Source organism: Micromonospora rhizosphaerae, assembly GCF_900091465.1.
Lineage (GTDB): Bacteria > Actinomycetota > Actinomycetes > Mycobacteriales > Micromonosporaceae > Micromonospora > Micromonospora rhizosphaerae.
In genome coordinates, this window is sequence record NZ_FMHV01000002.1 from 6,433,550 (window position 1) to 6,459,220 (window position 25,671).

Below are 25,671 nucleotides of genomic sequence, written 5' to 3' on the forward strand. Positions count from 1 at the left end.
ACCACGCCGGGCCCTCTCTCTTCGGGCGATCAAGGAGTTGTGGTGGTTGACAAAAGGGGCGAAACCCCCGAGGTGGGCGCCACAACTCCATGGTCGGCGCGCAGGGTCGCCGCCACGAAGGGCTCGATCGCGGCTCGCTGACCGGCCCCAGAGTCGACGATGGTCCGGCGTCCCTGGCGGGGACGCCGGACCATCGTCACCATCGCGGGTGACGCCAGGACGGGCCCGGTCAGCCGACGGCGGCCAGGTCGGTCAGCCGGGCCAGCGAGTCCTCCAGGTCGGCGCCGACCCGACGCAGGCCGAGCCGGAGCAGGGCGGCCTTGACCGGCCCGGCCGGCCACCGTACGACGATGAGCCGCACGATGGTGCCGCCCTCCTCCTCGTCCGGGGTCAACTGCACGTAGATCTCGGTGCGCGCCTCGGCCCGGGCGCCCGCGCCCTTGGCCCGCTCGCGCCAGCCGATCAGGGTCGGCTCCTGGTAGGCGATCACCTCGGCCTCGTGCGCCGCGCCGCGCCCGGCCTGGACCAGTTGTCGCCGGCCGAAGCCCTCCCCCGAGAGGACCTCCGCCGCGCGGACCCCCGCCAGCCAGGACGGCAGCTGCTCGGCCCGCTGCACGACGTCCCAGACCACTTCCACCGGCGCCATCACGTGTGCACTGCGTTCCACGAGGATCATTTCTGTCTTCCCCCACTGAGGACATCCACGATATTCAGCACTGTATGCGCAAACTTGGACGTACCCGGACGGGTTTGCAGAAGACACGCCGAAATCCCTTGCGCCGCCTCTCGTTGCGGGCCTATAGCGCTTCGCCGGCGCGCGCCCTAGAGTCCCGAGCACGCTTCGCGTTCTCTGGGAGGGCGGATGACGACCGATCCGATGCCGGAGTTCCCCGCCGGATTCCGCTGGGGGGTGTCCACCGCCGCCTACCAGATCGAGGGCGCGGTCGAGGTCGACGGCCGAGGACCGTCCATCTGGGACACCTTCGCCCACTGCCCCGACCGGATCGCCGACGGCAGCACCGGCGACGTCGCCTGCGACCACTACCACCGGTACGCCGAGGATGTCGCGCTGATGGCCGGACTCGGGGTGTCCGCGTACCGGTTCTCGATCGCCTGGCCGCGGGTGCAGCCGGCGGGCACCGGGGCGCCCCTCGCCGCGGGGCTGGACTTCTATGACCGGCTGGTCGACGCGCTGCTCGGCGCCGGCATCGACCCGGTCGCCACCCTCTTCCACTGGGACCTGCCGCAGGCGCTGGAGGATGCCGGCGGCTGGCTGAACCGGGACACCGCGACCCGCTTCGCCGAGTACGCCGACCTGGTCGCGGCCCGCCTCGGTGACCGGGTGAAGCTCTGGATCACGCTCAACGAACCCTTCGTCCACATGAGCCTCGGCCACGGCACGGGCGTACACGCCCCCGGCCGGATGCTGCTCTTCAACGCCTTCCCGGTGGCCCACCACCAACTACTCGGGCACGGGCTCGCGGTGTCGGCGCTCCGCGCCCGCACGACCAGCCCGGTGGCCATCGCCAACAGCTACTCCCCGGTCCAACTGCAGGGCGACACCGAGGCCGATCGGGCGGCCGGCGCGGCGTACGACGCGCTGCACAACCGGCTCTTCACCGACCCGCTGCTCGGTCGGGGCTACCCGGCGGGGCTGGGCTTCGACGCCGCCGTGGTCCGGGACGGCGACCTGGACCTGATCGCCGCGCCGATCGACGTGCTCGGGGTCAACTACTACAACCCGACCGGGATCCGGGCACCGGAGGAGGGCTCGCCGCTGCCGTTCGAGATCGTGCCGTTGGAGGGGTACCCGCGGACCGCGTTCGACTGGCCGGTGGTCCCGCAGGGACTGCGTGACCTGCTCACCTGGCTGCGGGACAGCTACCGCGAAGCGCTGCCGCCGATCCAGATCACCGAGAACGGCTGCGCGTACGACGACGTACCGGATGCCGCCGGCCGGGTCCACGATCCGGAGCGGATCGCCTACCTGGCGGGGCACCTGCGCGCGGTCCGGGCGGCGATCGACGACGGCGTCGACGTGACCGGGTACTTCGTCTGGTCGCTGCTGGACAACTGGGAGTGGGCCGAGGGGTTCACCAAGCGCTTCGGCCTGGTGCACGTCGACTTCGACACCCAGGTGCGCACGCCGAAGATCTCGTACGCGTGGTTCCGCGACCAGGTGGTTCGCGCGGCGAGCGCGAGGAGTGAGCTACCGAGCCCCGCAGTCGCGAGCGAAAGGCCAGCACTGTGACCACTGTGAACCCGACGCCCGCCGCGCTGCCGGCGGCGCTCGCCGAACCGACCGTGCCGGTGCGGCGGGGCTGGATCGCGCTGATCTTCGCCGCGAACCTCGGCGTCTGGATGGCCTTCTTCACCCCGATCCAGGTGCTGCTGCCGCAGCAGGTGGAGCGGATCGCGCCGGCCGACAAGGAGGCGATGCTCGCGGTCGTCACCGGGCTGGGCGCGCTCGCCGCGGTGCTCGCCAACCCCCTCGCCGGGGCGCTGTCGGACCGGACCATGCTCCGGCTGGCCGGGCGGCACCTCGGCCGCCGGCACGTCTGGACCGCCGGTGGGGCGGTGCTGGGCGCGCTGGCGCTGGTGCTGCTGGCCCGCCAGCAGACCATCGCCGGGGTGGCGCTCGGCTGGGTCGCCGCGCAGGTCTGCTTCAACGCGATGCTGGCCAGCCTGACCGCCGCCATCCCGGACCGGGTGCCGGTCGCCCAGCGCGGCGGCGTCTCCGGCTGGGTGGGCATCCCACAGGCGCTCGGCCTGGTGGTCGGGGCGGTGCTGGTCACCGCCGTGGTGACCGGCAATGCCGCCGGGTACGCGGCAATCGCGCTGGCCGTGCTGCTGCTGTCGCTGCCTTTCGCACTGCTCACCGCCGACGACCCGCTGCCCCGCGAGCACCGGCCGGCGCTGCGGCTGCGCGGGCTGCTCGCCTCGATGTGGATCAGCCCCCGCCGACACCCCGACTTCGCCTGGGCCTGGTTCACCCGGTTCCTGGTCCAGACCGGCAACGCGCTGGGCACCCTCTACCTGCTGTACTTCCTCACCGACGGCGTGCGCCACCCCGACCCCGAGGGCGCGCTGCTGGTGCTGATCCTGCTCTACACCGCCGGGATGATGCTCACCGCGGTGGTGGCCGGCCGGCTGTCCGACCGCTCCGGCCGACGGAAGGTTTTCGTGATCACCTCAGGCGTGATCATGGCGGTGGCCGCGCTGCTGCTCGCCGTCGCCCCGGTCTGGCCGATGGCGGTGACCGCCGCGTTGCTGCTCGGCACCGGCTACGGCGTCTACCTGGCGGTGGACGCGGCGTTGATCACCCAGGTGCTGCCCGCGGCCACCGACCGGGCCAAGGACCTCGGCGTGATCAACATCGCCAACTCCGCGCCGCAGGTGCTCGGCCCGGCGATCTCCGCCCCGATCGTGGTCCACCTGGGCGGCTACCCGACCCTCTACGCCACCACGGCGGCGGTCACCCTGCTCGGCAGCGCGCTGGTGCTGAAGATCCGCTCGGTGCCGTGACCGGCCCCCTGGCGGAATCCGCCGGCCGCCGCCCGTAGGCTTGGGGACGTGACGGTACGTGTGCGCTTCGCCCCTTCGCCGACCGGTATGTTCCACGTCGGCGGTGCCCGCTCGGCCCTGCAGAACTGGATCTACGCCAAGCAGCAGGGCGGGGTGTTCGTGCTCCGCATCGAGGACACCGACGCGGCCCGGAACAAGCCCGAATGGACCGAGGGCATCCTGTCGGCGCTGGACTGGATCGGCATCGCGCGGGGCAGCTATGAGGGCCCGTACTTCCAGTCGTCGTACGCCGGCGAGCACCGCGCCGCCGCACAGCGGCTCTACGAGGCCGGCCGCGCCTACTACTGCGACTGCACCCGCGAGGACGTGCAGGCCCGGACCGGCTCGCAGTACGCCGGCTACGACGGCTTCTGCCGCGACCGGGGCCTCGGCCCGGGCGAGGGGCGCGCGCTGCGCTTCCGTACGCCGGACGAGGGCGAGACCGTGGTGGTCGACCTGGTCCGCGGCGAGCCGACGTTCGAGAACAAGAACATCGAGGACTTCGTCATCGCCCGGGCCGACGGCTCCGCGGTCTTCCTGCTGGCCAACGTGGTCGACGACATGACCATGGGGATCACCCATGTGATCCGGGCCGAGGAGCACCTGCCCAACACCCCGAAGCAGCAGCTGCTCTGGGACGCGCTCGGGGTCAAGCCGCCGATCTGGGCGCACGTGCCGGTGGTGGTCAACGAGAAGCGGCAGAAGCTCTCCAAGCGGCGCGACAAGGTTGCCCTGGAGGCGTACCGGGACGAGGGCTACCTCGCCGCGGCGATGCGCAACTACCTGATGCTGCTCGGCTGGGCGCCCTCGGGCGACCGGGAGATCGTGCCCTGGTCCGTGATCGAGGAGGAGTTCCGGCTGGAGGACGTGAACCCCTCCCCGGCGTTCTTCGACGAGAAGAAGCTGCGCGCGTTCAACGGTGAGTACATTCGGGCGCTGCCGATCGAGGAGTTCATCGACGCCTGCCAGCCGTGGCTGACCGGCACCGGCAACATCGCGCCCCCGCCCTGGCAGCCGGAGGAGTTCGACCCGGCCGCCTTCGCCGCCGTGGCGCCGCTGGCGCAGACCCGGATCGCGGTGCTCAGCGAGATCGTGCCGAACGTCGACTTCCTCTTCCTGGCCGACCCGCTGATCGACGAGGCGGCCTGGGCCAAGGCGATGAAGGAGGGCGCGGCCGAGCTGCTGGGCGCCGCGATCGCCGGCTTCGAGGCGCTGGAGCCCTGGGACGCCGAGTCGCTGAAGTCCACGCTGGAGGCGGTCGGCGCGGAGCGCGGCCTCAAGCTGGGCAAGGCCCAGGCGCCGGTCCGGGTGGCGGTCACCGGCCGCACCGTCGGGCTGCCGCTCTTCGAGTCCCTCGAGGTCCTCGGCCGCGACCGCACCCTGACCCGCCTGCGCGCCGCCCGGGTCCGGCTGGTCTGAGGGGCACGCCGGCAGCCGGGGGTCGTCGCCGCATCGCCTGCTGCTGGCGCTGGAAAGGCGCCCGCCCGGGCCGGCCCGGGAGTCTCCATTGCCAACCTTTGGAGCTGCCCCGTCCATGCGGGCAACAACCAACGGCGACCCGGCACGGCAGCGCCGGGCGACGGACCGCCCCATCCATGCGGGCAGCTCCAAAGGGCGCTCAGGACGTAGTCGCCCGCCAGCGCCCTGACGCCGCTGTTGCGCCCACGGCGGCAGAGCGAAGCGGGCGGGGATACACCCGTCGGTGGATCACCGGCAGATGGCCGATCCAGCGACCTCAGGTCGTTCGGGCCACCACCAGGTCGCCGACCTGTAGTTGATCAAGGACGGGCGAGGGCCCGGGTCAGCGCTGGGTCCCGCGGCGGCGGAGCAGGAGGCCGCCGGCGAGCAGTGCGAGCGCCGCGACGGCGGCGAGCGCCCAGAGCCAGCCGGATCCGGCGTCGCCGTCGGAGCGGCGGCCGGCGGCCGGGCTCGCCGGCGGCGTCGCCGAGGCGGTGGGGGCACCCGCCACCGCGGTGGTCGCCGGGGCGGTCGGAGTCGCGGACGGGGACGGGGACGGGGCCGGGGCGCCCGTGGTGAGGGTGAAGCGGATCTCGCCCGTCACCGGATGGCCGTCGCTCGACGCGACCCGGTAACCGACGACGTAGCGGCCGGCCGGGCCGGGCCTGAACGGCACGCTCACCCGGTTGCCGGAGAAGGTCGGGGAGCCGCCGGCTGCGGGCGAGTTGTCCGGTCCGGTGACCGTGATCTTCGTCGTACCGGGGGCGGGCGTGGCAAGGAAGCGGAGCTCGATCCGCTTGGGCGCGGCCGCCAGCACGGCCCCGTCACGGGGATCGCTCCCGGTCAGCGAGTTGTGCGCCCCGGCCGGTGTGGCCGGAAGCAGCACCGGGACAGCGAGCGCCACGCCGAGAACCACCAGCCAGGTGCGCACCCGGCGCGCCACCGTGCCCCCCATGAACCCCTCCGCGAAGGTACGATCCGCCCGCTGATCAACGGCCGCTCGTTAGTCGGCCGCAGATCGCAGATAGTTCCAAATACTTTTCCAGCAGCTGCAACTTAGCGACGTTCTGCGGAGTCTTTGAGGGTGGGCACCCGGCTCGCGGGTACGACCACCGCCATCGGCCGATCAAGCGTGACCTGCAGCGGAAGCCACCCATCGAACGGGGCGAGGAGGCGGCGATGGTCCGGAAGGTGAGGCGGCTGCTGGCCGCGGTGACCGGTGCCGTGCTGGCGACCGCATGCTCGCTGGCCCTGGTCGGCACGACGGCGGCCCGGGCGGCGGCGCCCGCGGCCCCCAAGCCGCCACCGGCCGGGGTGGACATCACCGGTGACCGGCTCGTCCAGCCGCTGCGGCTGCGCGCCGACACCCGGCCCGCCGAGGTGGTCGCGGTCATCGACCAGGTGAGCTGGCTCGGCCGGACCGGCCAGCAGCGCGGACCGGAGGCGAAGAACCTCGGTCCGAAGTACACGGTCGTCGTGCTCACCGGCGACGTGGCGGTGCAGACGTACGACCTCTACCCCCTGGCCAAGGGCGGGCCGCGGGTCTACCGGCCGGCCAAGCAGCCCGATCTCAGCAAGCCCAAGGCCGGCTGGTTCTTCGGCCGGCTGAACATGTCGGAGACGCTGCGGACCGTCGGGGTGCCGCTGGAGCGGCAGATCGACACGGTCAGCGGCGGCGTGGGCGGGGGCGAGCGGGTCATCCCCGAGGAGTCGCTCAACCCGGTGCAGGACTTCGACGAGGCCTTCGCCGAGCTCCAGCGGCTGCTGCTGCTCAACGTCGCGGTGGTGCTGGTCATCACCTTCGGGCTCGCCGGGATCGCGCTGCTCATCCGCCGCCGCACCCGCTGACCACCGGGCCGGCCCTCGGCGGTGGAGCCCGGCCGGTCAGATCTCCAGCACCACCTTGCCCCGGACGTGCCCCTCCGCCACCAGCCGCTGCGCCTCGGCGGCCTCGGCGAGCGGGAAGGTCCGCGCCACGTGGACGGTGAGCCGGCCGGCGTCGACCAGCCCGGCGAGCACGCTCAGGTCGGCGGTGGACGGCTTCACGAAGAGGTAACTGCCGCCGAGCCGGGTGACGTGCTCGGGGTCGGCGGTCGAGATCAGCCGGGCCGGCCGGGCCAGCAGCTCGGCGGAGACGTCCAGCGCCGCGCCGCCGAAGAGGTCGAGCGCGACGTCCACCCCGTCGGGCGCGACCGCGCGGACCCGGTCCAGCAACCCGTCGCCGTAGCTGACCGGCTCGGCGCCCAGCGACCGGACGAAGTCGTGGTTGGCCTCGCTCGCCGTGCCGATCACCCGGCCCGCGCCGAGCGCCCGGGCCAGCTGCACGGCCAGATGGCCCACCCCGCCCGCTGCGCCGTGCACCAGGACGGTGTCATTGGCTCCGGTCCGGGCGAGCTGCAGCGCCTGGTACGCGGTCAGCCCGGCCAGCGGCAGCCCACCCGCCTCCGCCCAGGACGCCTGCACCGGCTTGTCGGCCAGCGTCCGTTCCGGTGCCGGCACCAGCTCCGCGTACGTGCCGTGCTGGATGTGGTCGCGCCGGACGTACCCGATCACCTCGTCGCCGACCGCGAACCCGGTCACCGCCGGCCCGACCGCGGCGACCACCCCGGCCGCGTCCCAGCCGGGCACGAGCGGGAAGTGGCTCGGTATGGCGGCCGCCAGGTAACCCTCGCGAATCTTCCAGTCGACCGGGTTCACCCCCACGGCGCGCACCCGCACCAGCACGGTGTCCGGGCCGACCGGTGGGTCCGGCAGGTCGCGGAGGGTGAGCTGCTCGGCCGAGCCGTACCCGTCGATCGCGATCGCCTTCACCCTGCTCACGCTAGTCGCCGGACGGCGGTCAGGGAGTCAGCACCAGCGGCGCGGCGGCCTTTCCCGGCGGACCGTCCGGCTCCGGGGCCGGACCGCCCCGTGCCGGTGCGCGCCGGCCCACCCGGCCAGATCGCTGCGGCAGCCCTGGGCGGGCGTCGACTCGGGCGCGGCCGGCGCGCCCGGCTCCGACCCGCGCTGGCGGGGCGCCGGCGCGTCCTCCTCGGCCCGCTCGGGCGTCCACCCGGCGGCCGGTTCGGTCGGATGCATCACGCCGCTCAGCCGGCGGGGGTGTTTCGCCGCCGGCGGCTGCTCGTGGTGGCCCGGTCGGCAGGGCTCGCCCTGGGCGCAGCCGTGCTCGGCCTCCCCGTGCGCCATCCCGGTCTCCTCACACTCGCCCTCGCGCGCCGAGCGGTGGTCCCGACGTGCCCTGACACCGTACTGGCCGGGCCCGACGGGCCGTGCGCCGCGTACCCGTGGAGATCGTCTTCTGGCCACGAAGACGTACCCCGCGAAAGTGATCTTGCCGTAGACTCCCGCCGATCCGCCGGCCGAGCCCTGGAGCGTCAGTGTTGAGTCCCCGAAGAGTCGGCGCCCTGCTCATGGTGCTCGCCGCAAGCGTCGTCGCCGGGTGCGACGTGCTGCCCGGGCGAGACTGCGAGTCCGGATTCGTGCCGCAGGCCGGGGTCTGCCACCTGGCTCCGGGAGACAATGCCAGCGGCGAGGCGTACCAGCCGGTCGACTGCCTGACGCGGCACGAGGCGGAGACCTTCTTCGTCGGCCGGTTCGCCGGGCTCGACGCCGACTCCGACGACCCGCCGGAGACCGGGTCGGACGCGGCTCGGCGGGCGTATGCCTCGTGCGGCACGGCGGCGCGGGACTTCCTCGGCGACGAGTGGCGGGCGGCCCGGCTGTCGCTGCAGGTGATGCTGCCGACGGCCACCGGATGGGCGGCGGCGGAGCGCTGGTACCGCTGCGACCTGGTGGAGATCGTGGCGCTGGACCTGTACGAACCGTCGCCCCGGGCCAACAGCCTCAAGGGCGGGCTGCGCTCGCCGTCCTCCCCGCTGCGGCACGGCTGCTACAACCCCACCTTCATCGGGGATGAGATGAAGACGCTGCCGCCTGCCTCCTGCACCGGGCCGCACCAGAGCGAGTTCGCGGGCGTGTGGTGGGCCGACGACTTTCCGTACGGGGAGGAGATCCCGGAGGACGACATGTGGGACGGCTGTTACGGCGTCGTCGCGCGACACGTGGGGGTGCCGGACGAGGACGAGGTGGAGCGTCGACTGGACGTGCTCGCCTGGGCTCTCTCGGAGGAGGAGCGGGCCGCGGGCGAAACCGGGGTGCTCTGTTTCCTGCACACGGACGGCCCGCCGTTTAACCGACCCCTGGCGGGCGTCGGGGTGAAAGGACTCCCCGCACCCCAGGCCGACTGAGCCCGTCCCCGTGCGAGCTGCGGCCGGCCGGGTGCCCCCATCCTGACCGAGGAACTCGCGCTCGCCCCGGAAGGACGGCCGCCGCTGACCCAACCTCGGTGTGGATGTGCTGGTCAGGGCATGTCAGGCTGGAGCGGTGAACGAGCCGGGCGGTGGCGACCTGTCAGCCACGCTGCACCGCATCGAGCGGGCGGCGGGGGCGCTGGCGACCGCCAGCGTGGCCCGGATGGACGAGACGCTGCCCTGGTTCCGGGAACTCCCGGCGGACCAGCGCTCCTGGGTGATGCTGGTGGCCCAGGCCGGCGCGCGGTCGCTGGTGCAGTGGCTCCGCCAGGGCGGCGGCACGGCGGACAGCACGCAGGAGGTCTCCGACGAGGTCTTCGCCACCGCCCCGCAGGCGCTGGCCCGCTCGATCAGCCTCCAGCAGACCGTCGCGCTGATCAAGGTGACCATCGACGTGGTCGAGGAGCAGGTGTCGCACCTGGCCGCGAAGGGCGAGGAGCAGCAGCTCCGCGAGGCGGTGCTGCGCTTCTCCCGGGAGATCGCCTTCGCCGCCGCCCGGGTCTACGCCCGGGCCGCCGAGTCCCGCGGCTCGTGGGACGCCCGGCTGCAGGCGCTGCTGGTGGACGCGCTGCTGCGCGGGGACTCGCCGGACGTGCTGGCCAGCCGGGCGGCGGCGCTGGGCTGGCCGGACGCGCCCCCGGTGGCGGTGGCGGTGGGCCGCTCCCCCGGCGGCGAGGTGGCGGCCGTGCTGCACACCGTCTACCGGCAGGCCCGGCGGATCGGGGTGGAGGTGATCGGCGGGGTGCACGGCGACCGGCTGGTCATCGTGCTCGGCGGGGCCGCCGATCCGGTGGCGGCGACCGAGAAGCTGCTGACCGCGTTCGGGGACGGGCCGGTGGTGGTCGGCCCGGCCGTGCCCAGCCTGGACGAGGCGACGGACTCGGCGCGGGCCGCGCTGGCCGGGTTCCGCGCCGCGCCGGCCTGGCCGACCGCGCCGCGCCCGGTGCCCGCCGCCGACCTGCTGCCGGAGCGGGCCCTCGCCGGGGACGCGGAGGCCCGCCGCCGGCTGCGCCACGACGTGTACGCCACGCTGGTCCGGACCGGTGGCGAGCTGCTGGAGACGCTGGACGCCTTCTTCGCCGCGGGCGGGACGCTGGAGAGCGCCGCCCGGGCGCTCTTCGTGCACCCGAACACGGTGCGCTACCGGTTGAAGCGGATCGCGGAGGTGACGGGTTTCTCCCCGCTGGCGCCCCGGGACGCGTTCGCCCTCCAGGTCGCGCTGACCGTGGGTCGGCTGGACCCGGTGACCCCGGGCGTCGCACCCGTCCCGACCCAGACATTGAGCCCAGGCGTCAGGAAATCATCACAGACAGGTGATCACCCCCGCCGATTTTTGTAGGATCCCTCCAAAGGTTCTAGTGCGGTTTGGTGGCGCTCGCTACAGCGTGACCCGTGAGTATCCGTCAGAGTCATAAACGTGCTCGCCGTACTCTCGCCCGGACAGGGTTCCCAGAAACCCGGCTTCCTGACTCCCTGGCTCGACCTGACCGGCACCGAGTCGCGCCTGCGCTGGTGGTCCGCGCTGGCCGGCGTCGACCTGGTCCACCTCGGCGCCAAGGCCGACGCGGACGAGATCAAGGACACCGCCCGCACCCAGCCGCTGCTGGTCGCGGCCGCGCTGCTCGCCGCCGAACACCTGCCGATGTACGACGTCGCGGTGACCGCCGGACACAGCGTCGGCGAGCTCGGCGCGGCGGCCCTGGCCGGGGTGCTGCCCGCCGAGGCGGCGATCACCCTCGCCGGGGTGCGGGGCCGCGAGATGGCCGCCGCCTGCGCGCTGGAGCCGACCGGGATGGCCGCCGTCCTCGGCGGCGACCCGGACGAGGTGCTCGCCGCGATCGACGCGCACGGGCTGTACCCGGCCAACCGCAACGGCGCCGGCCAGGTCGTCGCCGCGGGGGCGGTTGACGGGCTGGAGAAGCTGGCCGCCGAGCCGCCGGCGAAGGCCCGGGTGATCCGGCTCCAGGTGGCCGGCGCCTTCCACACCCCGTACATGGCCCCGGCCGAGGCCGCGCTGGCCGGGGTCGCCGCCGGGATCACCCCGGCCGACCCGGCCCGGATCCTGCTCTCCAACCTGGACGGCTCGGCGGTCAACCACGGCCGGGAGATGGTGCAGCGGCTGGTCCGGCAGGTCACCGCGCCGGTGCGCTGGGACCTGTGCATGCGTACCCTGGCCGACCTCGGGGTGACCGCGGTGATCGAGCTGCCGCCGGCCGGCACCCTGGCCGGCCTGGTCAAGCGGGAGTTGAAGGGCGTCGGCGCGCCCGAGATCGTCACCCTCAACACCCCCGACGACCTGCCCGCCGCGCGCGACCTGATCACCCGGCACAGCGGGCTTGGCGGCCACGAGCCGGTGATCCAGTTCCGGGTGGTGGTCTCCCCCGCCGCCGGCACCTTCACCCCGGCCGAGGAGTTCGCCGAAGGCGCCGACCTCCGCAAGGGCCAGGTCATCGGTCACGTCGTCACCCGGCAGGGGCCGGTCGAGGTGACCGCGCACGACAGCGGGCTGCTCACCGAGTGGCTCGCCCACCACGAGGACCCGGTCGCCCCGGGCCAGCCGCTCGCCCGCATCGGAGGTCACGCATGACCGGCAGCAAGATCGTCGCAATGGGGCACTACCAGCCCTCCCGGGTGGTGACCAACGACGACCTCGCCCAGCTCGTCGACACCAACGACGAGTGGATCCGGGACCGGGTCGGCATCGTGACCCGGCGGATCGCCGGTGACGAGACGGTGGCCGACATGGCCGCGGCCGCCGCCGGCAAGGCGCTGGCCAACTCCGGCCTCACCGCCGCCGACATCGACCTCGTCGTGGTCGCCACCTGCACCTCGGTCGACCGCAGCCCCAACGTGGCCTGCCGGGTCGCCGCCAAGCTCGGCATCACCGCCCCCGGCGCGTACGACATCAACACCGCCTGCTCGGGCTTCGCGTACGCGCTGGGCACCGTCGACCACGCCATCCGGGCCGGCGCGGCCCGCAACGCCATCGTCATCGGCGCGGAGAAGCTCTCCGACTTCACCGACTGGACCGACCGCTCGACCTGCATCATCTTCGGCGACGGCGCCGGCGCCGCGGTGGTCACCGCCACCGCCGACGACGAGCCCGCCGGGGTCGGCCCGGTGGTCTGGGGCTCGGTGCCGGAGAAGAGCGACGCGGTCCGCATCGAGGGCTGGCGGCCGTACATCGCGCAGGAAGGGCAGACGGTCTTCCGCTGGGCCACCACCGCGCTGGCCCCGCTGGCCATGCAGGCCTGCGAGCGGGCCGGGGTCGCCCCGTCCGAACTGGCCGCGTTCGTGCCGCACCAGGCCAACGCCCGGATCATCGACGGCATCGCCAAGCGGCTCAACATCCCGGACGCGATCATCGCCAAGGACATCGCCGAGTCCGGCAACACCTCGGCGGCGAGCGTGCCGCTGGCCCTGTCCAAGCTGGTCGAGCGGCGGGAGGTGCCCGCGGGCGCCCCGGTACTGCTGTTCGGCTTCGGCGGCGGCCTGACCTACGCCGGTCAGGTCGTCCGCTGCCCATGAAGACCCCCTCCGGCGTCGAGCGCGCCGAGGAGTGACGACCGGCGTCGCCGGTCGAGTGAACCCCCCGATGAGAGGAACCAACCGAAATGACCCGTGACGAGATCACCGCCGGCCTCGCCGAGATCCTCGAAGAGGTTGCCGGGGTGAACCCGGACGACGTGGCCGAGGGGAAGTCCTTCACCGACGACCTCGACGTCGACTCGCTCTCCATGGTGGAGGTCGTGGTGGCGGCCGAGGAGAAGTTCGGCGTCAAGATCCCGGACAACGAGGTGCAGAACCTCAAGACCGTCGGGGACGCGGTCAGCTACATCGAGGCGCAGTCCTGATCATGAGTCGCCCCGACGTCGTCGTCACCGGGCTCGGCGCGACGACCCCGCTCGGCGGGGACGTCGCGTCGACCTGGGACGCCATGCTCGCCGGCCGCTCCGGGGTGAGTCCGCTCACCCAGGAGTGGGCCGGCCAACTGACGGTCCGGATCGCCGCCCAGCTCGCCGTGGACCCGGCCGAGGTGCTGGATCGGGTCAAGCTGCGCCGGCTGGACCGATCCGAGGCGATCGCCCTGATCGCGGCGCAGCAGGCCTGGGCGGACGCCGGCCTGGCCGACTCCGGGCTGGACCCGGAGCGGCTGGCGGTCAGCGTCGGCTCCGGCATCGGCGGCGCCACCACGCTGCTCGCCCAGGACGACATCCTGGAGGCGTCCGGCCCGCGGCGGGTCTCCCCGCACACCGTGCCGATGCTGATGCCGAACGGCCCGGCCGCCTGGGTCGGGCTTGAGCTGGGCGCCAAGGCCGGCGTGCACTCGGTGGCCAGCGCCTGCGCGACCGGCGCGGAGGCGATCGCGCTCGGCCTGGACATCATCCGCGCCGGCCGGGCCGACGTGGTGGTGGCCGGCGGCACCGAGGCGGTCATCCACCCGCTGCCGATCGCCGGTTTCGCCTCCATGCGGGCCATGTCGACCCGTAACGACGAGCCGGGGAAGGCCTCCCGCCCGTGGGACAAGGGCCGCGACGGCTTCGTGCTCGGCGAGGGCGCCGGCGCGATCGTCCTCGAGCGCGCCGACCACGCCGCGGCCCGCGGGGCCCGGGTGTACGCCCGCCTCGCCGGCGCCGGGATCACCTCGGACGCGTACGACATCGTGCAGCCGCACGCCGAGGGCGAGGGCGCCATCCGGGCCATCTCCCGGGCGATCGCCGACGCGGGCGTGGCGAAGACGGACATCGCCCACGTCAACGCGCACGCCACCTCGACCCCGGTGGGCGACATGCTGGAGATCGGCGCGCTGCACAAGGCGCTGGGCGATCACGCGGTGCTGGCGGCGACCAAGTCGATGACCGGCCACCTGCTCGGCGCGGCCGGCGCGCTGGAGTCGATCGCCACGATCCTCGCCATCCGCGACGGTGTCGTACCGCCGACGATCAACCTGGACGACCCGGACGACGGCCTGACCATGGAGGTGGCCGCCCACAAGGCGCGCCACATGGAGATCCCCGCCGCGCTGAACAACGCGTTCGGCTTCGGCGGCCACAACGTGGCTCTCGTCTTCACGCGGGGTTGAGACCACGGGCCTTGGAGGCACAAGTGACCACGACCGTCGTCAGCACGGAAAGCTCGACACTGGACTACCGCGATCCCGAGGTCCGGCTCCGGGCCCTGTTCGACGCCGGCTCGCTGCGCCTGCTGGCGCCGCGGGACACCTCCGGCGTCGGGTGGGCGCGGGGTGAGATCGACGGCACGCCGGCGATCGCGTACGCCACCGACGCCACCAAGATGGGCGGCGCGATGGGCACCGACGGGTGCCGGCACATCGTGGACGCCATCGACACCGCCGTCCGGGAGCGGGTGCCGGTGGTCGGCCTCTGGCACTCGGGCGGCGCCCGGCTGGCCGAGGGCGTGGTCGCGCTCGACGCCGTCGGGCAGGTCTTCGCCGCCATGGTGCGAGCCTCCGGCCGGGTGCCGCAGATCTCGGTGGTGCTCGGCCCGGCGGCCGGCGGCGCCGCGTACGGCCCGGCGCTGACCGACATCGTGGTGATGAGCGGCACCGGCCGGATCTTCGTCACCGGTCCCGAGGTGGTCCGCAGCGTCACCGGCGAGCAGGTCGACATGGAGCGCCTCGGCGGCCCCGAGCCGCATGGCCGGCGCTCCGGCGTCGTCCACGTGACCTGCGCCGACGACGAGGCGGCGGTGGCCGAGTCGCGCAAGCTCGCCGCCCTGCTCGGTCGGCAGGGGCGGCTCTCCCCGGACGACGTGGCGACCGGCGCCGAGGACGGGCACGACCTGGCCGCCAGGATGCCGGCCGAGGCCAACCGGGCGTACGACGTGAAGCCGGTGGTCAAGGCGCTGCTCGACGCCCCCGGCGTGGAACTGCACGCCAAGTGGGCGCCGAACATCGTCACCACGCTCGGCCGGTTCGCCGGCCGGACGGTCGGCGTGATCGCCAACAACCCGCTGCGGCTGGGTGGCTGCCTCGACGCGTCCAGCGCCGAGAAGGCGGCCCGGTTCGTGCGGATGTGCGACTCGCTCGGGGTGCCGCTGATCGTGCTGGTCGACGTCCCCGGTTACCTGCCCGGCCTTGGCCAGGAGTGGGACGGCGTGGTCCGGCGCGGAGCGAAGCTGCTGCACGCCTTCGCCGAGGCGGTGGTGCCGCGGGTGACGCTGGTGACCCGCAAGGCGTACGGCGGCGCGTACATCGCGATGAACTCCCGCTCCCTGGGCGCGACCGCGGTCTTCGCCTGGCCGAACGCGGAGGTCGCGGTGATGGGTGCCAGCGCCGCGGTCAACATCCTGCACCGCAAGAAGCTGGCCGCCGCCCCCGCCGAGGAGCGGGAGGCGCTGCGCGCCGAGCTGATCGAGGAGCAGATCCGGGTCGCCGGCGGCGTCAACCGGGCGCTGGAAATCGGCGTGGTGGACGACGTGATCAAGCCGGAGGAGACCCGGCGGCGGATCGCCGAAGCGCTCGCGGCGGCCCCGGCCGCCCGCGGCGCCCACGGCAACATCCCGCTGTAGTACCGGTCGTACCGTCGGGGTCCGCGCCCGTCCGGGCGGGGACCCCGAGAGCCTGGTGGTCACCACGCCGGAGCAGATGCCTCCCGCGGTGACATGCACTGTTCAACGTGGTCGATGGCCAAGGACTGGCAAGGTGATCGGGCAGACCCGACGCCGCCACCGCCACCACTGGCCAGCGTGATGAATCGGGAGTCTTAGTCGGTGTTCAGCCGCATCGCCATCGTCAACCGGGGAGAGGCCGCCATGCGGCTGATCCACGCCGTCCGCGAGCTCAACGCCGAGACCGGCGCCCCGCCGATCGAGACCATCGCGTTCTACACCGACGCCGAGCGCACCGCCACCTTCGTCCGCGAAGCGGACCACAGCTACTGCCTCGGGCCCGCGTCGGCGCGCCCGTACCTGAACCACCGCACCCTTGAGCGTGCGCTGGTCGAGACACGTGCGGACGCGGCGTGGGTGGGCTGGGGCTTCGTCGCCGAAGACCCGGCCTTCGCCGAGCTCTGCGAGAAGATCGGTGTCACCTTCATCGGTCCGAGCGCTGAAGCGATGCGCACGCTCGGTGACAAGATCGGCGCGAAGCTGATCGCCGAGGAGGTCGGCGTCCCGGTGGCGCCGTGGAGCCGCGGCGCGGTGGAGAGCCTGGCCGCGGCCAAGCGCGCGGCGGCCGAGATCGGCTACCCGCTGATGCTCAAGGCGACCGCGGGCGGTGGCGGCCGGGGCATCCGGGTCGTCCGCAGCGACGAGGAACTCACCGATGCCTACGAGCGCACGAGCCTGGAGGCCGAGCGCGCGTTCGGCAGCGGCGTCGTGTTCCTGGAACGCCTGGTCACCGGCGCGCGGCACGTCGAGGTGCAGGTGATCGCCGACGGTCAGGGCACCGCGTGGGCGCTGGGTGTCCGGGACTGCTCGGTGCAGCGGCGCAACCAGAAGGTCATCGAGGAGTCCGCCTCCCCCGTGCTCGCCCTCGAGCAGACCCGCGAGCTGAAGGCGGCGGCCGAGCGGCTCGCGCTGGCCGTGGACTACTGCGGCGCCGGCACCGTCGAGTTCCTCTACCACCCTGGTGAAAGGCTGCTCGCGTTCCTCGAGGTCAACACCCGGCTGCAGGTCGAGCACCCGATCACCGAGGCCACCACCGACTTCGACCTGGTCAAGGCCCAGATCCACGTGGCCGCCGGCGGCCGGCTCGGCGAACAGATCCCGGCCGAGGCCGGACATGCCGTCGAGGCCAGGCTCAACGCCGAGGACCCGGACCGCGACTTCGCGCCGTCGCCCGGCCGGATCGTCCGGCTGGAGCTGCCCAGCGGCCCCGGCATCCGGGTGGACACCGGGGTCAGCGAGGGCGACGTGATCCCGGCCGACTTCGACTCGATGATCGCCAAGATCATCGCCTACGGCCGCACCCGCGGCGAAGCGCTCGGCCGGCTGCGCCGCGCGGTCGCCGAGACCACGGTGATCATCGAGGGCGGCGCCACGAACAAGAGCTTCCTGCTCGACCTGCTCGACCAGCCCGAGGTGATCGACGCCAGCGCGGACACCGGCTGGATCGACCGGGTCCGCGCGCAGGGCGGCCTGGTCTCCACCAAGCACTCCGGCATCGCGCTGGCCGCGGCCGCCATCGAGGCGTACGAGGACGAAGCGCTCGTCGAGCGGCAGCGGCTGCTGACCACCGCGCACGGCGGCCGCCCGCAGGTCCAGCACAAGAGCGGCCGGCCGATCGACCTCAAGCTCCGCGGCGCGACCTATCGGGTGACCGTCGCACAGACCGGGCCACGCCGGTTCCGCGTCGGCATCGGGACAGCGCCCACCGTGGACGCCGAACTCGAGCGATTCGACGAGCACACCGGCCGGATCCTGGTCAACGGCCGGCGTTTCCGGCTCGTCACCGACACGCACGGGCCCATCCACCTGGTCGAGGTGGACGGCGTCACGCACCGCGTCAGCCGCGACGAGGGCGGCGTGCTGCGCTCCCCGGCGCCGGCGCTGGTCGTCGCGACCCCGCTCGAAGTGGGGGACGAGGTCGAGGCGGGTGCGCCCGTGCTCGTCCTGGAAAGCATGAAGATGGAGACCGTGCTGCGCGCGCCGTTCAAGGCGAAGCTGCGGGAACGCCTGGTCTCCGTCGGCAGCCAGGTGGAGACCAGCGCGCCGCTGCTCCGCCTGGAACCGATCGGCGACGAAGCCGCGGGCGAGGCCGCGGAGACCGCGGCCGTCGACCTGGAGTTGCCGCCCGAGCCGACTGGTCTGGCCGCCGACGCCCGGGTCGCGCGCGGCATCGCCGACCTGCGCAGCCTGCTGCTCGGCTACGACCTCGATCCCCGCGACGAGCGTCGGATCCTGTCCAACTACCTGGCCGCGCGAGCCGAGCTCAGCCGCCGTCCGCTCGAGGACGAGGTTGAGCTGCTGCGGGTGTTCGCCGACCTGTCCGAGCTCAGCCGCAACCGGCCGGTCGGCGAGGAGACCAGGGCCGACACCCGGGTGCACAGCCCGCGCGAGTACTTCCACAGCTACCTTCAGTGCCTCGACGTCGAGCGCGCGGCGCTGCCGGACACCTTCCGCAACCGGCTCGCCCGGGTGCTCGCTCACTACGGCGTCGACGACTTCGAGCGCACGCCGGCGCTGGAAGAGGCGGTGTTCCGGATCTTCCTTGCGCAGCAACGGGCTTCGGCCGATGTCTCAGTGATCGTCACGTTCCTGCAGCAGTGGCTGGCCGAGCCGCTGCCCGGCGACGGGCTGCGCGAGATGGTCGGCCAGGCGCTAGAGCACCTGATCTTCGCCACCCAGCTCCGGTTCCCGGTGGTCGGCGACCTGGCCCGCAGCGTCGTGTTCCGCTGGGCCGCCCAGCCGATGCTGCGCCGCAAGCGTGCCGAGGTGTACGCGGACGTCCGCGGCCACCTGCGCTATTTCGACAAGAACCCCGGCGCGGCCGACCGCGCCGAGCGGATCGCGAAGATGGTCGCCTCGCCCGAGCCGCTGGTCCGGCTGCTCGGTCAGCGCATCGGCAAGCCGGGTGCGGACCACGGCCCGATGCTCGAGGTGCTCAGCCGCCGCTACTACGGCAACCGCGGCGCGAGCGACGCGCGATCCGTCGAGGTGGCGGGGCATTCTTTCTTCACGGCGGAGTACGACCGCGACGGCGAGCGCTTCCGGCTGATCGCGGTGGCCACGGACTTCACCGAGTTGCCCGCGACCCTGAAGAAGGTCATCGAGCTGTCCGACTCGGACTCCGTCGCCGACGTCTACCTCACCTGGACCGACCAGCCCGACGTGGACGCGATGGCCACGACCCTGCGCGAGGTCCTCGACCGCGCCGGGCTGCTGGACGTGCTCCAGCGCGTGACGGTGTCGGTGGCCGGGCGCAACGGCACGGCGATGCACCACCACTTCACGTTCCGGCCGGGCCTGGGCGAGGACCGGGTCATCCGCGGGCTGCACCCGCTGATCGCCCAGCGCCTGCAACTGCCACGGCTGCGGAATTTCGACCTGACCCGGCTGCCGTCCGCCGACGAAGAGGTCTACGTCTTCCACTGCGTCGCCCCGAACAACCCGACTGACGAGCGGCTCGTGGCGATGGCCCAGGTCCGCGACCTGACCCCGCTGCGCGACGCCGACGGACGGATCCTCGCGCTGCCCGCGGCCGAGGGCGCGCTGGACGCGTGTCTCGATGCGATCCGCAAGGTCCAGGCGCTGCGGCCCGCGAAGAAGCGGTTCGACACCAACCGGATCACCATCTACGTCTGGCCACCGAACGAGCTGACCATCGAGGAGCTGAACGCCGTCGCCCAGCGGGTGCTGCCGATCACGGCCGGCGCGGGCCTGGAGGAGGTCCTGTTCCTCGGCCGCCAGCGCGACGGGGCCACCGGCGAGCTGACCGACATCGCGGTCCGGATCTCCTACGACTCGGGCATGCGGGTGTTGGTCACCGAGCCGACGGCCGAGCCGATCCAGCCGCTCGACGACTACCGGCAGAAGGTGCTCTCCGCGCGGCGACGCGGCACGACGAACCCGTACGAGCTGACCGAGATGCTGGCCGGCCAGGGCGGCAGCTTCACCGAGTACGACCTCGACGACACCGGTGAGCTGGCTCCGGTCGAGCGGCCGAAGGGGCAGAACAAGACGGGCATCGTCGCCGGCGTGGCGAGCACGCCGACCGAGCGGTATCCCGAAGGCGTCACGCGGGTGGTGCTGCTCGGCGACCCGACCAAGGCGCTGGGCGCGCTGGCCGAGCCGGAGTGCGCGCGGGTGATCGCCGCGCTCGACCTGGCCGAGCGGATGCACGCACCGGTCGACTGGTTCGCCCTGTCGGCGGGCGCGCGGATCTCGATGAACTCGGGCACGGAGAACATGGACTGGGTGGCCGCCGCGCTCAAGCGGATCGTGGAGTTCACCCAAAACGGCGGCGAGATCAACATCGTGGTCGCCGGGATCAATGTGGGCGCCCAGCCGTACTGGAACGCCGAAGCCACGATGCTCATGCACACCAAGGGAATCCTGGTGATGACCCCGGACTCGGCGATGGTGCTGACCGGCAAGCAGTCGCTGGACTTCTCCGGCGGGGTGTCGGCGGAGGACAACTTCGGTATCGGCGGCTACGACCGGGTGATGGGCCCCAACGGCCAGGCCCAGTACTGGGCGCCGGACCTGCGGGCCGCCCGCAACCTGCTGATGACGCACTACGACCACACCTACATCGCGCCGGGCGAGAACCGGCCGCGCCGGGCGGTCACGTCCGACCCGGTCGACCGCGACATCTCCGGCTACCCGCATGCGGTGCCGGACAGCGATTTCACGACGGTCGGCGAGATCTTCTCCCCTGAGCGCAACCCCGATCGCAAGAAAGCGTTCGACATCCGCACGGTGATGCGGGCCCTGTCCGACCAGGATCACGCGATCCTGGAGCGCTGGGCGGGCATGGCCGACGCCGAGACCGCGGTCGTGCAGGACGTGCACCTCGGCGGCATCCCGGTGTGCCTGCTCGGCATCGAGTCCCGGTCGGTGCCGCGGCGCGGATTTCCGCCCACCGACGGCCCGGACACCTACACCGCGGGCACCCTTTTCCCGCGCTCGTCGAAGAAGGCCGCGCGGGCGATCAACGCGGCAAGCGGGAACCGGCCGCTGGTCGTGCTGGCGAACCTGTCCGGGTTCGACGGCTCGCCGGAGTCGATGCGGCAGTTGCAGCTGGAGTACGGCGCGGAGATCGGCCGGGCGATCGTGAACTTCGAAGGGCCGATCGTGTTCTGCGTGATCTCGCGGTATCACGGCGGCGCGTTCGTGGTGTTCTCCAAGGCGCTCAACCCGAACATGACCGTGCTCGCCGTGGAGGGCTCGTTCGCGTCCGTAATCGGCGGGGCGCCTGCGGCGGCCGTGGTGTTCGCCGGCGACGTCAACGCGCGCACGGCGAAGGATCCGCGCGTGGCCGAATTGGAGGCGCGCGTCGCGGCGGCGACCGGTGGGGAGCGGGCGGCGCTGGTCACGCAGCTCATGGACGTCCGGGCCACGGTCCGGTCGGAGAAGCTGGGCGAGGTTGCCGCCGAGTTCGACGGCGTGCACAGCATCCAGCGCGCGGTCGAGGTCGGCTCCGTGGACGCCATCATCCGGCCCGAGGAGCTGCGACCGCAGATCATCGCGGCCATCGAGCGCGGCCTCGCGGGTGCGTAACGCTGTCAGTCGGTGCGGAAGCTGTTCAGGTGTTGGGCAGCCGTTCGCCGGGACCGCTACTAGGGTGAGGGCCGCCGAGAGTCGCCGGAGGAGTGCGCTGTGGAAGCGACCGAGATCCGCAAGCTCGCCGCGCTCGAGGACACCCACTGGTGGTACCGGGAGCGGCGAGCCCTGCTGGCCCGGGCGCTGCGCCGGCTGGCGGCCGCGGGGACGCGCCCCGAGCGGGCGCTGGACATCGGCGCGGCCGGCGGCGGCAACACCCGCGTGCTGCGGGCGCACGGCTGGCGGCCGTTGGCCCTGGAGTACAGCCCGGAGGGTGCCGGGGTGGCCCGGGAGCGCGGCCTCGAGGTGATCCGGGCCGACGCCCGGCACCTGCCGGTCGGATCGGCCAGCCTGGGCCTGGTGGTCGCCTTCGACATCCTGGAGCATTTCGACGAGGACCACCTCGCCGCCGCCGAGATCCGGCGCACGCTGCGTCCTGGCGGAACGGCGTTGATCGCGGTGCCGTGCGACATGCGGCTCTGGTCCGCGCACGACGTGGCGGTCGGGCACGTCCGCCGCTACGACCGCGCCTCGCTGCGGGCGGTGGTGGAAAAGGCCGGGCTGGTCGTCGACGAGCTGTGGAGCTGGAACGTGGTGCTCCGCCCGGTCGCGGCCTGGCGGCGGCGGAAGTCGACCGGCAGCGACCTGGACGACCTGCACCCGGTGGTCAACCTGGGACTGCGGACGATCATCACCGCCGAGCGGTACCTGCCGGTGCGGTCGCTGCCCGGCGTGTCGCTGATGCTGCGCGCCCACCGCCCCGCGGGAGCGGGTCAGCGGAGGCGGTAGACGGCCGTCCGCTCATTGGAGAAGCGGAGGTCGGCCAGGGACCGCAGCTCCGGCGACTCGGGGCCGGTCTCCCGGTCGGCGACCAGCCAGCGCACGCCGTACCGGTCGCGCAGTTCGGCCAGGCGGGCGGCGGTGGGGGCGGTGAAGGCCACGTCGTTGGCCCGTAGCCGTTCGGTGTCCCAGAACGGGGCGTACGGTCCCTCGGGCAGCCCGACCATCCGAGGCGCGAACGCCCACCCCTCCACCAGCACCGAACGCTCGGCGTAGCCGCTCAGCCAGAACGACCGGGCGTCGCACCAGCCGTCCACCACTGCCCGGCAGTGCGCGTTGGTGGCGACCACGTCGTCCGGATCGCTGTGCGCCCGCACCCAGCGGGCCGCTTCCACCCGGGAGGCCGGCATCGCCACCACCGGGTACGCCCCGCCGTTCGGGTAGTGCCGAGCGGCGGCGGCGTCCATGACCAGGCCGGGCGCGCCGGCGACCAGCACGGGGGTGAGCAGCAGCAGGGCGCCCCGTCCGGCCAGGGCGGGCCAGCGTTCGACGAGCGCCGGCCAGTACAGGGCCACCAGCAGCGCCACCACCGTCAGAGCGGCGGCCCAGAGGAGCAGGGGCAGCACCGGGGCGTACGCCGGGGTGCTCGGCGTGGTGGTGGCGGAGCTGAGCTGGACCGCGGTGAGCAGCACCGCGAACCCGGCCGTGGCCCCGCCGAGCAGCAGCCGACCCCGGGCCGGCAGCGCGGCCCGGTCGGCCATCTCGACCCAGCCCCAGGCGGAGAGGAGCACGCCGAAGGCGAAGCCGGCCCGGGTGAAGTACTGGTTGCTCCCGCCCGGGTGGCCGACCAGCAGGTAGATGGCCGGCCCGGCGAGCGCCCCGCCGAGCAGGAAGAGCTGCACCGGTTCCAGCCGCCCGCGGCGCAGCCGCAGCAGGCCCGCCACCCCGGTCAGCCGGAGCTGGAGGTTGAGCAGGAAGGCCAGCAGGACCGCCAGCCAGATCAGGACGCTCGCCCCCGCCGAGTGGCCCGGTCCCACGTACGTCCGCAGGCCGGAGAACGGGTCGACGGTCACCCCGTGGCTCTCGAAGGCGAAGAGCACGCAGGTCGCGAAGACCTGCGCGGCCAACGCCAGACCGGCGGCGACGAGCACCGCCCGGGGCAGCCGCCGCCGGACCGCCAGCAGCACCGCGGCGGTGAACCCGAGCGCGGCCAGCACGACCGGCGCCGAGCTGGCCTTGGCCCCGGTCGAGGCGGCCAGGAAGAGCAGCGCGAGCGTCCAGGCGCCGCGCCCGAGCGGGGGCACGGCCACCCCGCGGGCCCGGCCGACGACCTCGCCGAGCGCGGCGATCAGGGGCAGCAGCAGCACCCAGCTGTACGTCATCGACGGGCTGCCCCAGACGATGAAGGTGGCCTGGGTCCCGAAGAGCTGCCGGAAGCCGTTCTCGAAGGCGAACTCCCCGACGGTGAACATCAGCGCGGCGGCGACCACCCCGGCGTACGGCCGGCCGCTGATCCGCCAGCCGACCACGGCGACCAGCACGGCGGCCAGCGCACAGAGCGCCGGCACGGCCAGCCGGAAGAAGACCGTGGGCAGGTCGACCCCGCTGACCAGGCTGGTCGCCGCCAGATGGGCGAAGCCGAACCAGTGGTAGTGCAGCGGCTCGCCGGCCACCTGCGGCACGTCCGGGGGCACCTGGTGGGTGGCCGCCCCGGCGATGGAGAGCTGGAACGCCAGGTCGATGTACTGTGCCTGCCCCTCGTCGGTGGGGAGCACCGGGTTGACCTTGAGGAACGACTCGTTCAGGTAGAGCGCGAAGCCGGCGACCACCGCCGCGAGGGACCAGGCCCAGCCGGTCGGGGCCACCGTGTCGTAGCGGACCCGCCAGTGCCGGCGCAGCCGCGGCACCGCGGCGAACGGCAGCAGCACGGCGAGCGGCCAGAGCCACAGCCAGCCGGGCCTGCCGGCGGCGGTGAAGACCGCCCACGCGGCGAGCTCCAGCACCAGCCCGACCGCGGCGCCCAGCGCCAGGTCCTCGACCAGGGTGTGCGGCCGCCGGCGCAGCGCCCGGTAGGCCAGGGTGCCGGGCAGCAGCACGGCCAGCAGGGCGTACGCCGTCCAGCGGACGATGTCGAGCGGGGCCGTGCCGGCGGTGAGCAGGACGATGGCGACGAACGCGTAGCCCGCCACGGCCGGGGCGAACCGGACGGCCGCCGGGGCGCGGCGGGTGGCAACGGTTGGCGGGGCCGAGTCCCCGGTGGCGAGCGCGGTCACCGGAGGCTGTCGGCCAGCTCGACGACGTCCGCGGCGGGAACGCCGGCGGCCGGCGGCCCGGCGGCGCTGTCGCTGGCCACGAAGTACGCGGGCCGGCCCTGCACCGCAGTGTAGATCCGGGCGACGTACTCGCCGAGCAGGCCGAGGCAGAGCAGCTGTACCGCGCCGAGGAAGAGGATCGCGACGTAGAGCGAGGGCCAGCCGGTGACCGTGGCGCCGGCGAACCAGGCGAGCACCGCCACCACCACCAGCACCCCGCAGACGACCACCCCGGACAGCCCCAGCCAGGTGGCCAGCCGCAGCGGCGCGGCCGAGAAACTGGTCACGCTCTCGGCGGCCAGGCCGGCCATCCGGGACAGCGGATACTTCGTCCGCCCGGCGGCGCGTTCCTGCCGCTCGTAGGCGACCTCGCCGCTGGGGAAGCCGAGCCAGGGCACCACCAGCCGGAGCACCGGGCTGCGTTCCGGCAGCTCCCGCACCGCCTCCACCGCGGCCCGGCTGAGCAGCCGGAAGTCGCCGGCCTGGGCGGGCACCTGCTCGCCGACCAGGCGGCGCATCAGCCGGTAGTAGCCGGCCGCGGTCCACCGCTTGAACGCGGTGTCCCGGCTCCGGTCGGCCCGGACGCCGTAGACGATGTCCAGCTCCTCGGCGCGGGCCCGGCGCAGCATCGCCACGATGACCTCGGGCGGGTCCTGGAGGTCGGCGTCGATGCTGACCACGTATTCGCCCCGGGCGCGGAGCAGCCCGGCGACGAGGGCGGCCTGGTGGCCGCTGTTGCGGCGCAGCCGCAGCACCCGCAGTTCGGGCCAGCCCGCGCGCAGGGCGGTCAGCCCCGCCGCGGTGCCGTCGGTGCTGCCGTCGTCGACCGCCACCACCTCGTACGCGTCGCCGAGGCCGTCGAGCACGCCGCGCAGCCGCTCGGCCAGCAGCGGCAGGACACTCTCCTCGTTGAACATCGGCACCACCACGGAGAGTGCCGGCTGCGATCGCGTCACGGCCTCGACCCTCCGTTCCCTGCGGCGGCGGACGGCCCGACGCTACCAGTCGGGGTCGTCGCGGTC

General features: G+C 73.4%; 19 protein-coding genes. 13 read left to right on the forward strand and 6 right to left on the reverse strand.

Annotation, left to right across the window (positions count from 1 at the left end; translation table 11 throughout):
* Window positions 1-229: 229 nt before the first annotated feature.
* Window positions 230-676 (reverse strand): SRPBCC family protein, encoded by a 447-nt coding sequence (locus tag GA0070624_RS30255; RefSeq protein WP_091346556.1) that lies wholly within the window; start codon window positions 674-676, stop codon window positions 230-232.
* Between the two features lie 186 nt (window positions 677-862).
* On the opposite strand from GA0070624_RS30255, the gene GA0070624_RS30260 reads away from it, so the two are divergent.
* From GA0070624_RS30260 to gltX, 3 genes are read left to right on the forward strand one after another with little or no spacing between them, the layout of a single operon-like run.
* Entirely contained in the window at window positions 863-2,251 is a 1,389-nt protein-coding gene (locus GA0070624_RS30260; protein ID WP_245719064.1) for a GH1 family beta-glucosidase, read from the forward strand.
* Window positions 2,248-3,525 carry an MFS transporter gene (locus GA0070624_RS30265; protein WP_091346558.1) on the forward strand — a complete coding sequence of 426 codons (1,278 nt, stop codon included), beginning with the start codon at window positions 2,248-2,250 and terminating at the stop codon, window positions 3,523-3,525. Before GA0070624_RS30260 ends, GA0070624_RS30265 begins: the two co-directional genes overlap by 4 nt.
* Window positions 3,526-3,573: 48 nt before the next feature.
* On the forward strand, window positions 3,574-4,983 hold the full coding sequence (gene gltX, locus GA0070624_RS30270) for a glutamate--tRNA ligase (protein ID WP_091346560.1): 1,410 nt from the start codon (window positions 3,574-3,576) through the stop codon (window positions 4,981-4,983).
* A 382-nt stretch (window positions 4,984-5,365) separates the two neighbouring features.
* Here the strand turns inward: gltX and GA0070624_RS30275 are convergent, their stop codons facing one another.
* Window positions 5,366-5,977: a copper resistance CopC family protein gene (locus GA0070624_RS30275; RefSeq protein ID WP_091346562.1), complete on the reverse strand. Its 612-nt coding sequence runs from the start codon at window positions 5,975-5,977 to the stop codon at window positions 5,366-5,368.
* Between the two features lie 224 nt (window positions 5,978-6,201).
* Between GA0070624_RS30275 and GA0070624_RS30280 the strand changes: the two genes are divergently transcribed.
* A complete protein-coding gene (locus tag GA0070624_RS30280) occupies window positions 6,202-6,870 on the forward strand; it encodes a hypothetical protein (protein ID WP_091346564.1) in 669 nt (222 codons plus the stop codon).
* A gap of 36 nt (window positions 6,871-6,906) precedes the next feature.
* Here GA0070624_RS30280 and GA0070624_RS30285 read toward each other — a convergent pair whose 3' ends face one another.
* On the reverse strand, window positions 6,907-7,833 hold the full coding sequence (locus GA0070624_RS30285; protein ID WP_176731934.1) for an NADP-dependent oxidoreductase: 927 nt from the start codon (window positions 7,831-7,833) through the stop codon (window positions 6,907-6,909).
* Window positions 7,834-7,869: 36 nt separating this feature from the next.
* Window positions 7,870-8,208: a hypothetical protein gene (locus GA0070624_RS30290; protein ID WP_091346566.1), complete on the reverse strand. Its 339-nt coding sequence runs from the start codon at window positions 8,206-8,208 to the stop codon at window positions 7,870-7,872.
* 194 nt (window positions 8,209-8,402) lie between these two features.
* Between GA0070624_RS30290 and GA0070624_RS30295 the strand changes: the two genes are divergently transcribed.
* The 9 genes from GA0070624_RS30295 (at window position 8,403) to GA0070624_RS30335 (ending at window position 22,346) form a co-directional block, all read left to right on the forward strand.
* On the forward strand, window positions 8,403-9,269 hold the full coding sequence (locus GA0070624_RS30295; RefSeq protein WP_141715217.1) for a septum formation family protein: 867 nt from the start codon (window positions 8,403-8,405) through the stop codon (window positions 9,267-9,269).
* 100 nt (window positions 9,270-9,369) lie between these two features.
* Window positions 9,370-10,671, forward strand: a complete 1,302-nt coding sequence (locus GA0070624_RS30300; RefSeq protein ID WP_281181030.1) for a PucR family transcriptional regulator — start codon at window positions 9,370-9,372, stop codon at window positions 10,669-10,671.
* Between the two features lie 78 nt (window positions 10,672-10,749).
* Window positions 10,750-11,919, forward strand: a complete 1,170-nt coding sequence (locus GA0070624_RS30305) for an acyltransferase domain-containing protein (RefSeq protein WP_091346572.1) — start codon at window positions 10,750-10,752, stop codon at window positions 11,917-11,919.
* A complete protein-coding gene (locus tag GA0070624_RS30310; RefSeq protein WP_091346574.1) occupies window positions 11,916-12,860 on the forward strand; it encodes a beta-ketoacyl-ACP synthase III in 945 nt (314 codons plus the stop codon). Before GA0070624_RS30305 ends, GA0070624_RS30310 begins: the two co-directional genes overlap by 4 nt.
* Window positions 12,861-12,946: 86 nt before the next feature.
* On the forward strand, window positions 12,947-13,186 hold the full coding sequence (locus GA0070624_RS30315; RefSeq protein ID WP_007072348.1) for an acyl carrier protein: 240 nt from the start codon (window positions 12,947-12,949) through the stop codon (window positions 13,184-13,186).
* A gap of 2 nt (window positions 13,187-13,188) precedes the next feature.
* A complete protein-coding gene (gene fabF, locus GA0070624_RS30320) occupies window positions 13,189-14,415 on the forward strand; it encodes a beta-ketoacyl-ACP synthase II (protein WP_091346576.1) in 1,227 nt (408 codons plus the stop codon).
* A 23-nt stretch (window positions 14,416-14,438) separates the two neighbouring features.
* Entirely contained in the window at window positions 14,439-15,863 is a 1,425-nt protein-coding gene (locus tag GA0070624_RS30325; RefSeq protein WP_091346578.1) for an acyl-CoA carboxylase subunit beta, read from the forward strand.
* A 201-nt stretch (window positions 15,864-16,064) separates the two neighbouring features.
* Window positions 16,065-21,515, forward strand: a complete 5,451-nt coding sequence (locus GA0070624_RS30330) for an ATP-binding protein (protein WP_091346580.1) — start codon at window positions 16,065-16,067, stop codon at window positions 21,513-21,515.
* A gap of 99 nt (window positions 21,516-21,614) precedes the next feature.
* The gene (locus GA0070624_RS30335) at window positions 21,615-22,346 is read left to right on the forward strand and encodes a class I SAM-dependent methyltransferase (RefSeq protein WP_091346583.1); all 732 of its coding nucleotides are present in this window, start codon (window positions 21,615-21,617) and stop codon (window positions 22,344-22,346) included.
* On the opposite strand, the gene GA0070624_RS30340 is transcribed toward GA0070624_RS30335, so the two are convergent.
* Window positions 22,331-24,610, reverse strand: a complete 2,280-nt coding sequence (locus GA0070624_RS30340; RefSeq protein WP_091346585.1) for a hypothetical protein — start codon at window positions 24,608-24,610, stop codon at window positions 22,331-22,333. The genes GA0070624_RS30335 and GA0070624_RS30340 overlap by 16 nt on opposite strands.
* The gene (locus GA0070624_RS30345; RefSeq protein WP_281181034.1) at window positions 24,607-25,605 is read right to left on the reverse strand and encodes a glycosyltransferase family 2 protein; all 999 of its coding nucleotides are present in this window, start codon (window positions 25,603-25,605) and stop codon (window positions 24,607-24,609) included. The genes GA0070624_RS30340 and GA0070624_RS30345 overlap by 4 nt, the downstream gene beginning before the upstream one ends.
* Between the last annotated feature and the right edge of the window lie 66 nt (window positions 25,606-25,671).